Origin of the sequence: Streptomyces sp. NTH33, assembly GCF_003236365.1 — a bacterium.
Lineage (GTDB): Bacteria > Actinomycetota > Actinomycetes > Streptomycetales > Streptomycetaceae > Streptomyces.
This window is the reverse complement of the sequence record NZ_POTZ01000277.1, coordinates 1-9,716: the sequence shown is the minus strand read 5'-3', so window position 1 is coordinate 9,716 and position 9,716 is coordinate 1. Positions and strand designations below refer to the sequence as shown.

General features: G+C 74.9%; 8 protein-coding genes. 2 read left to right on the top strand and 6 right to left on the bottom strand.

Features of this window, described 5'->3' with window-relative positions; all coding sequences use genetic code 11:
• The 6 genes from C1I97_RS23850 to C1I97_RS23825 all read right to left on the bottom strand — a co-directional run.
• Nucleotides 1-621 (bottom strand): GAF domain-containing protein (locus tag C1I97_RS23850; RefSeq protein WP_181446880.1); only part of this gene is annotated, 621 nt, incomplete at its 3' end.
• A 176-nt stretch (nucleotides 622-797) separates the two neighbouring features.
• Nucleotides 798-2,141 (bottom strand): helix-turn-helix domain-containing protein, encoded by a 1,344-nt coding sequence (locus tag C1I97_RS23845; protein WP_111005236.1) that lies wholly within the window; start codon nucleotides 2,139-2,141, stop codon nucleotides 798-800.
• 428 nt (nucleotides 2,142-2,569) lie between these two features.
• The gene (locus C1I97_RS23840) at nucleotides 2,570-3,958 is read right to left on the bottom strand and encodes an extracellular solute-binding protein (RefSeq protein WP_111005235.1); all 1,389 of its coding nucleotides are present in this window, start codon (nucleotides 3,956-3,958) and stop codon (nucleotides 2,570-2,572) included.
• A complete protein-coding gene (locus C1I97_RS23835; protein ID WP_111005234.1) occupies nucleotides 3,958-6,657 on the bottom strand; it encodes a caspase family protein in 2,700 nt (899 codons plus the stop codon). The genes C1I97_RS23840 and C1I97_RS23835 overlap by 1 nt, the downstream gene beginning before the upstream one ends.
• 4 nt (nucleotides 6,658-6,661) lie before the next feature.
• Nucleotides 6,662-7,024, bottom strand: a complete 363-nt coding sequence (locus C1I97_RS23830; RefSeq protein ID WP_258382714.1) for an effector-associated constant component EACC1 — start codon at nucleotides 7,022-7,024, stop codon at nucleotides 6,662-6,664.
• A 91-nt stretch (nucleotides 7,025-7,115) separates the two neighbouring features.
• Nucleotides 7,116-8,177: a hypothetical protein gene (locus C1I97_RS23825; RefSeq protein WP_111005232.1), complete on the bottom strand. Its 1,062-nt coding sequence runs from the start codon at nucleotides 8,175-8,177 to the stop codon at nucleotides 7,116-7,118.
• A gap of 134 nt (nucleotides 8,178-8,311) precedes the next feature.
• On the opposite strand from C1I97_RS23825, the gene C1I97_RS23820 reads away from it, so the two are divergent.
• Nucleotides 8,312-8,755, top strand: a complete 444-nt coding sequence (locus C1I97_RS23820; RefSeq protein ID WP_111005231.1) for a hypothetical protein — start codon at nucleotides 8,312-8,314, stop codon at nucleotides 8,753-8,755.
• Between the two features lie 123 nt (nucleotides 8,756-8,878).
• Nucleotides 8,879-9,716 (top strand): hypothetical protein (locus tag C1I97_RS23815; RefSeq protein WP_111005230.1); only part of this gene is annotated, 838 nt, incomplete at its 3' end.

Sequence of the window (9,716 nt, the reverse complement as noted above, 5' to 3'; positions counted from 1 at the left end):
CTCCTCGCCCTCCGCGTCCTCCTCGTGGGGCAAGGACATCAGGGCCAGGGTCATCACGCCGGCCACGAGCTGGGCGGTGTGCAGCTCCCGCCTGGTGAGCTCGTGCGGGGTGGCGCCGTACAGATCGAACGTGCCCACGCAGATGGCGTCGTCGCCGAGCGGGAGGGAGTACACCGCCTGTACGCCGGCCTCGGCCGCCTGCTGGGCGAACACCGGCCAGCGCCGGGCGTCGCGGCCCGTGGTCAGGTCGGAGGCCAGTACGGGCGCGCCGATCTCCGCGGCGTACAGCGACGGCCCGTCGCCCAGGGTGGCCTGGATCTCGGCCACCCGGGCGGCCGCGTCGTCGCTGGCGCCCATCCGTACGGGCATGCCGTTGCCGCGCAGCGAGGCGCTGGCGCCGGTCACCGGCAGCAGCTCGACCGCGACCACGCACAGCCGGTGCGGGATGCCGGCGGGCGCCGTGCCCCTGACGCCCTCGGCGATCGCTTCGGCGTCGTCCACCGGGTCGCGCACGCGGTCCCGCTCCGGCGCCGCCTCGGTTCCGTACTCCTGGGGGAAGTCGTCCTGGAAGCGGTCCTCCTGGAAGCGGCCGTCCTGGAAGCGGTCGTCCCTGGGCTGCACGGCCACCGCCTCCTCACCACATCAGCGCGGCCCTTGCCGTCAACGGTTCCCGGGAACAGACGTACACGCGCTGAACGAGGAGACACCCCACCGCGGGTCCACCTGCCCAGACCGGCCCACGGGTACCCGCGCCCCTCCCCCGGAAACCCACGGGGCCGCGGGGCGCCCGCCCGCCGTCACAGCGGCGGCTGGGCCGGGGCCGGGCCCAGGGTGGTCGTGCCGGGGGCCGTGCGGTGGCCGAGGCCCGTGCGGTAGGCGTCCAGGGCCGCCTCCACGCGGCCGGTGCGGCGGAGCAGGTCGCCCAGGAGGCGGCACAGGTCGGCGAGGTCGCCGGCCGCGCCCGCGTGCTCCAGCAGGCTCAGCGCGCGCACGTAGTGCTCCTCGGCGGCCTCCGTGTCGCGGGCGTCCTCGGCGATGATGCCGAGCAGCCGGTGCGCGGCGGCGGCGTGGACGGCGCCCCGCTCGGGGGAGAGGTCCCCGAGGACCTGCCGGAGCAGCCCGGCGGCCTCCTCCGACTTGCCGCGCCGGTGCAGGACGTCGGCCAGCTCGACCGCGACCTGGCTGGTGTAGAGCGCGGCGCGCCGGGCGGACAGCATGGTCTGCGCGGCCCGCAGCTCCTCCTCCGCGCGCTGGAGCTCGCCGTTCTGGGCGCAGACGTAGCCGCGCATCCAGTGGCAGTTGGCGAGTTCGGTGCGCAGTTGCAGGTGCCGGTAGAGCTCGGCCGCCTTGGCGAGCGAGGCGTCGGCCTCGGCGATGCGTCCCTCGGCGAGCAGGGTGCGGGCCACCGACCGGTGCATCCGGGCCACCAGCGCCGGATCGCCCGCCTGCGGGGCGAGCGCGAGGGCGAACTCGGCCGCCTGGGCCGCCCGCGCGTGCGCCCCCATGTCCATGTACGGCCCGATGACGCTCGCGTACAGCAGGAGCAGCGCGTCCGGGTCGTGCAGCCCGCCCCGGTTGAGCTCGTCGAGGGTGGACTCGAACAGGTAGACGGCGTAGCGCAGCTCGCCCGCCAGGTAGTGGGAGACGGCCCGGCCGCGCAGCGCGGGCACCCGGGCGGGCAGCGGCGCCTCGGCGAGGACCTGCTCGGACCGCTCGAAGAACTGCCGGCCGCTCGCCAGCTCACCGGTCTCCAGGGCGCACTCGCCGAGCCCGAGCAGGGCCTCGGCCCGGACGTCGGTGAGCTCGTGCTCCTCGGCCTCGGCCAGCAGCCGGGCGTACTGCTCGGCCGCCTTCCCGGCCTCCCCGGTGGCGAGCGTGCGCTGCGCCCCGGTCAGCCGGAGCCGCAGGTCGGTGGCGAGGTGGGCGGGGCGTCCGGTGGCGAGTTCGTCGAAGGCGACCCCGAGCCGCTCGGCGATGTGCCTCAGCGCCTCGTCGGAGGGCCGGACCCGGCCCGCCTCGAGCGTGGAGATGTAGGCGGGGGTGTACGCCGGTTCAGCCAACTGCCTTTGGGTCAGCTCTCGTTCGCGCCGCAACCGCTGCACCCTGCGCCCGATGGTCTCCGGGTCGTCCCGCTTCGCCATGCGGTTCATCATGCCAGCAGGCGGCCTGCGGCAAGCGGCACGCACTGACCGGAAATCAGCACCGGACCTTCCGCCCATGAGGCCCCAACTCGCCCTGTTGCTCTTCCCGTTGGACCACTCGACCCCCTAGCTTGGAGAGCGCGTTAAACGTGCTTAACCCATCACTGTCGTTGCGAGGTCGGTTGCCGTGCTCGGACGCACTGTCGCGCGCCAAGGACTCGGACTCCTCTCCGCACGTTTCGTCAGAGGATTCGGCGCAGCCGTCATAGCCGTGGCCGCCCTCGTCGCGGCGGCCAACACGGGCCCGGCGAAGGAATCCGCCCCGGTCCCGGCCCAACAGGTAGCCCAGAGCCGCTAGTTCCGCCGGTTCCACTGGTTCCACTGGTTCCACTGGTTCCGCCGGTTCTGTCCTTCCGGCTCGGTCCGGCTCAGTCCGGCAGTGCCCGCCGCAGTGCCTCGTCCAGTCGGCGGGCCAGGTCCGCGTCGCCGGGCGGGTCGCCGGTGAACAGGGCGCCCAGTTCCGCGGTGAAGGTCTGGGTGAAGGCCCCGTAGAGCGGGGTGCGGGGACGGGAGACCGCCCGCCGCAGGGCGGGGAGCAGGATGGCGCGGGCGTAGCCGGGCCGGCCGGCCGCGTCCCGGGGCATGTGATCGGTGCGCTCACCGGTGGGCGACGCCGACGGCGCCGCCCCGGGGGCGGGCGCCACCGCGCACCGGACCCGGTCGTCCGTGTACACCGACGTGCGCGTCGCGGCGAACCCCGCGTCCAGCAGGCAGCGTTCGCTCTCGGCGCTGGTCAGGAAGGTGATCAGCTCGGCCGCCTTCCGGGCCCGCGGGGAAGACCGGGTGACCGCCAGGTTCTGCCCGCCGAGCACCGCCCGGCCGGGCAGCGGGGCCACACCGAGCTGCTGGTCGGTGAAGGTCTGGTGGAGCGTGCCGTAGGCGTACGGCCAGTGCCGCAGGAAGGCCGTGCGGCCGGCCGCGAAGTCACTGAGCGAGGCGCCCTCGTCGGAGTTCACGGCGCCGCCCAGGATGTACGGCGTGTCGGTGCGGCGGCGCAGCTCGGCGATGCCGTCGGTCAGCTCCTGCGGACCGGCGGTGTAGCGGCCGGAGCCGTCGGTGAGCGTGAAGTCCTCCGTCGCCGAGGCGAAGGCCTCGACGGCGTTGACCGTACGGCCCTCGTAGGCGGCGAGCTGCGTGGTCCACAGCTTCTCGTACCCCTTGGGCGGATTGCTGTCCAGGGTGTCGCGGAACTCGCGCAGCCGCTGCCAGGTGACGTCGGTGCCGAGGTCGGTGCGCTGCACGCCCGCCGCGCGCAGGTGGTCGCGCCGGTAGTAGAGCAGCCCCACGTCGCTGTTGAACGGCACCGCGTAGACCCGGCCCTTCCAGCGGGCCGTGCCGGCCACCGACGCGATGACGTCGTCGTCGACCGCCCGGTCGGGCAGCGGTCCGATCAGCCCCGCCTCGGCGAACTCCGGCACCCAGGTCACGTCCAGGTTGACCACGTCGTAGTCGGCGCTGCCCGACTGCAGGGCGCCCAGCAGCTGGCTGCGCTGCTCGTCGGCCGAGCCGGGCAGCTCCACCAGCTGGGCCCGGTAGGCGGGGTTCTGCTTCCGCTGCTGCAGGTTCCAGGCGTCGATGAGCTGCTGGCGGATGCCGTTCTTGCCGGTCACGTCCCGGCCGCTGGCCACCACGATCGTGCCGGGCACGTCGGCGGGCGTCCGGTCCGCCCGCGGCCCGCCCCCGGTGCAGGCGGTGACCGTCAGCAGCAGCGGCAGCACCAGCCGCCGTGCGAGCGGCACCGCCGGTCGTCGGGCCATCACTCCTCCTTCGTCCCCACCCGCGCGATCTCCTCGCGCAGGCCCCTGCCGGGGTCGTCGCCCGCGTCCAGGCAGCGGCCACCGCTCGCCTCGGCGATCCGGGCGTCCGCGTTGTCCCGGTCGCAGGAGGTGCTGTCCAGCGAGACCATGATCACCGGCACCTTCACCTGTCCCGCCCGGGCCAGCACCTGCTCCAGGTTCCCGCCGGTCAGTCGTTCGTTGTCCTCGTCGTCGGTGATGTAGACGATCAGCTGCGGCCGTTCGTCGTCGGTGCCGCGGCGTTCCATGTCCTTGAGCGCGGCGAGCAGGGCCACGTGCGGGTCGGCCTCGGCGTCCCGCACCCGCGCCCTGGCGTCGAGAACCCGCTCGGCCTCGGCGCGGCGGTGGTGTCCGAAGGGCAGCAGGAGCTCGTACCCACGGTCACCGGACGTGCCGTACACCGCCCACACCCCGTACTCGTCCCGCGGGCCGAGCTCGCTCAGGGACTGTCTCAGGATGCCGGGGCCGCCGCTGGGCCCGGGCCACTGCTTGTACATCGAGCCGGAGCTGTCGAGGAGGTACAGGACCCGGCCGGGGCCGCGGGCGCTGCGGTACCGCTCGAGCGCCGTCTCCATCGCCGCCTGCTCGGCACGGCCCGGCAGCGGACTGGGCAGGCGCAGCACGCCCACGCCGACGTGCTGGTCGTCGAGCAGCGGGTGGCCGGGTCTCGTCGCGTGCCGGAAGCCCGCCGCGCCGAGCGCGGCCCGGCCCCCCTCGCCGGTCAGCCAGGTGCCGAACCGTTTGGCCGCGTCGTCGCGCGCCGCCGCGTCCCGGTCGCCGTCCTCCCAGCGGACCCGTACGAAGGTGGGCGTCAGCGCCGGTACGTCGCCGGGGTACTCGGCGGTGCGCGGCACCCGCGTGGTCCGGGCGCAGTCCACCCCGCTCCTGAGCAGGAACTCCGGGACCAGCGCGGCGGTGCGGCCGTCCGCGGCGCGGTCGGCCGGCAGGGCGCAGAGCAGTTCGGCGGCCGTCGGCGGGGGCGGCCCGGTGGAACGTACGCCCTGCTCGGCGGTGCGTGGGTCGGCGGTGCCGCCGCCGTACAAGCCGATGGTCGCCAGCAGGGCGGAGTCGGTGAACTCGGGGTCGGGGCGCAGCACGCGGGCGTTCCGGTCCCGTTGGCCCAGATCCGCGGTCAGCCGGGACAGCGGAAGCCCGACGCGCTCGGCCAGGCCGTCCCCCGCGAGGTCCTGCGGGACGGCCAGCACGACCGGTGAGTACGCGAACGGCTCGGGGTCCGGTTCCAACGCGACGGAGCGGAGGTCGGTCTGGCCGGTGACGGCCCGGGCCACGTCGGTGCCCGAGGCGGGGATCCAGACGTCCGGCTGCGGCCCGACGTCCCGCTGCGGGTTGGTGTCCCCCCTGAGGGGGTCCTGCCAGGTGTCGGCCTGCCGGCGCAGCGCGGTGATCACACTGCTCGCGCCCGCGCTGTAGACGGTGATGCCGGTACGGCGGCAGCCGTGCCCGGTGGTGTTGGCGTCCGAGACGAGATAGGCGTCCGCGGCGGCGCGGACCGTCGGTTCCAGTTCGGGGTCGGTCAGCAGGCGCAGTTCGAGCGGCGGCGCGCAGGAGCGGCCGTCGCCGGAGCCGATGAGCGCGTGCCCGCCGAGCCCGAGGCCGGCGAGCGCGAGCGCCAGCAGCGCGCTCACCGTGACCCGGACCCGCCTGCGCAGCCCGCCGAACCAGCGGGCGACGGCACCGGCCCGGTCCCGGAGCCGGGCGAGGCGTGCGGTCAGGGCCCGTAACAAGGGGCGCGGGCGCGGATCTTTGCGGTCGTCCCACGGCACGGACCCGTCCGGCGGGTCCGGCGGGTCCGGCGGGTCCAGCGGGTCCGGCGGGTCCAGCGGGTCCGTCGGGTCCGTCGGGTCCAGCGGGTCCGTCGGGTCCAGCGGGTCCGTCGGGTCCGGCTCTCCCTCCCGGGCCGCCGCCAGCAGCACGTCCGTGCCCTGCTCACCGGCGAACTGCGGCTCCCACGGGTCCCCGAGCGTGGTGACGTGGTCCGCACCGGCCATCGACTCGCACACCTGCTCGAAGAGCTCCAGAAGGGACAACTCCCCGCCCGAGTCGAGGAGTCGTACGAGTTCTCCGGTGAACGGGGTCTCTCTCTCGCCGTCGCCGGAGTCGATGAGCCGATTGGCCTGCACGCTCATCAGCAGCAGGATCTTCTGCCGGCGGTCGGCGAAGTCGTACCACACCTTGGCGGCGTTGCCCGCGTAGCAGCAGTCGAGGATCACCACGATCCGCTCGGCGGGGCTCCCGGCGAGCACGGTGAGCACCCCGGTGAACGCGTCCGCGCCCGGGAACACCGCCCGGCCGCCCGCGACCACGCGCGCGTTGCGCATCTGCAGGAACAGCTCGTTGCCCGCGCTCGGCACGGCACCGTGCCCCGCGAAGTAGCACAGCAGCAGCCCCTCCGCCCGGTGGGCGGCGGTGCGCAGCTCCTCGCTGAACTCGTCCAGGGAGGGCGAAGGGCAGACGGTGATCCCGTCCTCGCCGAACAGCCCGCCCCGGCGCAGGACGTCCTCCAGCCGCTCCAGGTTGTACCGGACGGCGGGCAGATCGCCGGGAACGCCGTCCGGCTCGGCCGGTTTCTTGTGGTCGTACTCCGAGACACCGACCAGCAGGGCCCGGTTCACCCGCCCGCGCGGGTCGAAGGGGTCCACGGGGCTATCCCTCGTCGCGACGCACCGGATCGACGTGGGGTTCGGGTGGGTCGCCGGACTCCACCCGGCGGCGGTTCTCCAGCCAGGCCTTTACCGCCCGTCTGGTCTGTTCCACCAGTTCCTTGGACACGGCATCGGCGCCCGCGCCGATCAGGATCAGCAGGATCTCCATGCCGACGCCCATGTGACCGGGCGGCCCGTCCGAGCGCGGCTGCTCGACGATCCGCAGCCGCCCGTCGCGGACGAGTTCCTCCAGCGGTCTCTCCCGCTCCAGCCACGCCTTCAGCGCGCCGAGGTCCTTGCTGCTCGCACTTCCGTCCAGCCGGACCCGGATGCTGCGGCCGGCCACGCCCTCCCCCTCAGCCATAACTCGCCATTCTGGCACCACGACCGGTGCTCACGGGAGGGTTCGTACCGAATACGCGCACCCTCTTTTCCGGGCGCCGCGCTCCGTACCGTCAGCCCTGCGTCTGCAACTGCCTCAGCTGCTGCCGCACATGGTCCAGCGCACCCTCGCGCCGGCCGGGCACCCGGCCGCGCAACTCCGCGAGCACCGTCCCGAGTTCGCGGGCCCGCTCGGGGTCGCGGATCCGTCCCCACTGGTGGTGCGCCCGGTCGACGGCGGCCTCGACCGCCGGAGCGTCGGCGGTCTGCCCCATGGCCAGGCGGGTGGCGGCCACGGTCAGCCAGGCCCGGCAGCTGCGGGCGGCGTCACCGGCGAGCATCGCCAGGTCCGCGCGGACCTCGGCCCAGTGCAGCGCGTCCTCGGAGGCGGCCCCGTGCGCGCGGACGGCGGCCTGCTCCCAGCGGGCGGCGAGCGCGTCGGCGTCGCCGTGCCGTCCGGCCTCCGCGCAGGCGGCGATGGCCGCGTGCGGGTCGGCCGGCGCCGGCCGGGACGCGGTGAGCACCAGGCCGGACCCGCCGCCCTCGTCGGCCAGCCGTGACAGGGCCTGCTCGTGCAGCTCCTGGAGGGGTGGCCGGTGCCCGCTGCGCAGGATCGTCGCCACCGCCTTCATGTACGCCGGCACCGCCACCGTGCGCCGGGCGGGCGGCGGCGCGATACGGCCGTACACGGCGATGTTGCGACCCGAGTCCAGGGGGCGCCGCCGCAGCAGTTCCCAGCTCTCCGCGTCCGCGTGCAGATCGGCCACGACCGTGGTCGTGCCGTCCGGGCGCAGCCGCAGCTCCTCGCGCAGCCAGTGCCAGGGCAGCGCCGTGTAGCGGACGGTCGCCGGGGTGGTGCGGGCCAGCGCCAGGTGGGGCAGGCGCTGGCGGCGGTCCAGCTGGAGCTGGCCGGTGACGAACACGGTCAGCGGGCCGGTGGCCGCCGCGGCGGCGCGCAGCCGGGTGAGCACGGCCTGCGGTTCGAGCGGGTCGGCGAGTTCGACGACGGTCGCGGTGTCCTTGCCGGACAGCACCGGGGGCGGTACGGCGGCCAGGACGGGCAGCACGGACGCCGCGTCCACCAGGCGCCCCCTGCCCACAGGCGCGGCCGCGAGCAGCAGCACGGTTCCGGGCATCGTCCCCCCGCGTCGGTGATCCGGTCGGTCGCCTGCGACAGGCTCCGATCACACGGTAACGGCTCCACCGACTTGCCAGGGCCCCTTCCCAGGTGTGCTCTGGTAGGCGGGGGCGAGGAGAGAGGAGCGCTCTCATGGCTCACGCGGCACCCGTACGCGGACGCACCACCGGCGGCAGCACCCGCAGGCCCGACCTGTTCGGCCCACGCGCCCACGCCATCGGCCGGTGGGCGGTGCCCTTCGCGCTGGGACTGATCTACGGCTTCTGGGCGGCGGAGATCCGGCGCAGCGGCGGACCGGCCACGGCCGGGAACCTCGTGTTCGCCGGCGTGACCGTCATCGTGTTCACGGTGGTGCTGGCGGGTGTCCTGACGCTCGGCCCGCGCCTGCGCCGCGAGCCGCACGCCCTGCTCTGGTTCGCCTTCACCGGCGTGGCGTTCGGCTTCCTCTTCAGCCAGAGCCGCGAGTCGATCCTGCTGGCCGTCGGCCTGTCCCTGCTGCTCGGCATAGGTGTGGGCCTCATGTGCTTCTACTGGTTCTACACGCACGAGGACGCGCGAGGGCACCGCATCACCTGACCGTGCCAGGCCCCGCGACCCGCCAGGCCCCGCGGCCCGCACCGCGCCCCGTACCCCGTCGCGGTCACCCGAACGCCCTTCCTCCGCTCGCGGGGCCCCCGCGGGCGGCCTTGGCTGGGACATGTGTCCCGACGCCTGCGAAGCGGCCTGTCGGCCGTACTGATCGTCCTCTCGTGCCTGCTCGTGCCGCTCGGCGCGCTGTCGGCCTGGGCGGCGTACGGCCTGGCCGACACCGGCCGCTACGTCACCACGATGGCGCCGCTCGCCGACGACCCGGACGTGCGCGAGGCCGTCGCGGACGCCGTCGGGAACGGGATCGTGCGCGAGATCGGCCATGAGCTGGACGCCGGCGTGCTGCGCGGCACCGTCGCGCCCTTCGTGCACGACGCGGTGCGTTCGTTCACCCGGACGAAGGCCTTCCGCGCGGCGTGGAACGAGGGCAACCGGGCCGCCCACGACGCTGTCCTACGGGCTCTGCGCGACGACCGCGGCGAGCGCGGACACCCGGTCACCGTCGACCTCGCGCCGGTCACCGCGCAGGTCAAGGCCCGGCTCGCCGAGGAGCACGTGCCGCTCGCCGGCCGCATCCCCGTCGAGCACACCGAGGTCGACCTGCTTCCGGCCCAGCAGCTGGGCCGCCTGCGGAAGGGGTTCCACGTGCTCGAAGTCGCCGGCTTCTGGCTCCCGGTGGCGGCCGTCGTGTTCGCCGTCGCCGGCCTCGCCCTGGCCGCCCGCCGCCGCCGCGCGCTGACCGCCACCGCACTCGGCACCGCCCTGGGCGGCGCGCTGCTCGCCCTCGCCGTCGCCGTCGGCCGCAGCGTCACCCTCGCCGACCTGCCCGCCGAGGTCTCCCAGCCGGCCGCCGGCGCCGTCTACGACGCCCTCACCGCCACCCTGCGCACCACCTCCCGGCTCCTGGTCGCCCTCGGCCTGACGGTGGCCGCCCTGACCTGGCTCACCC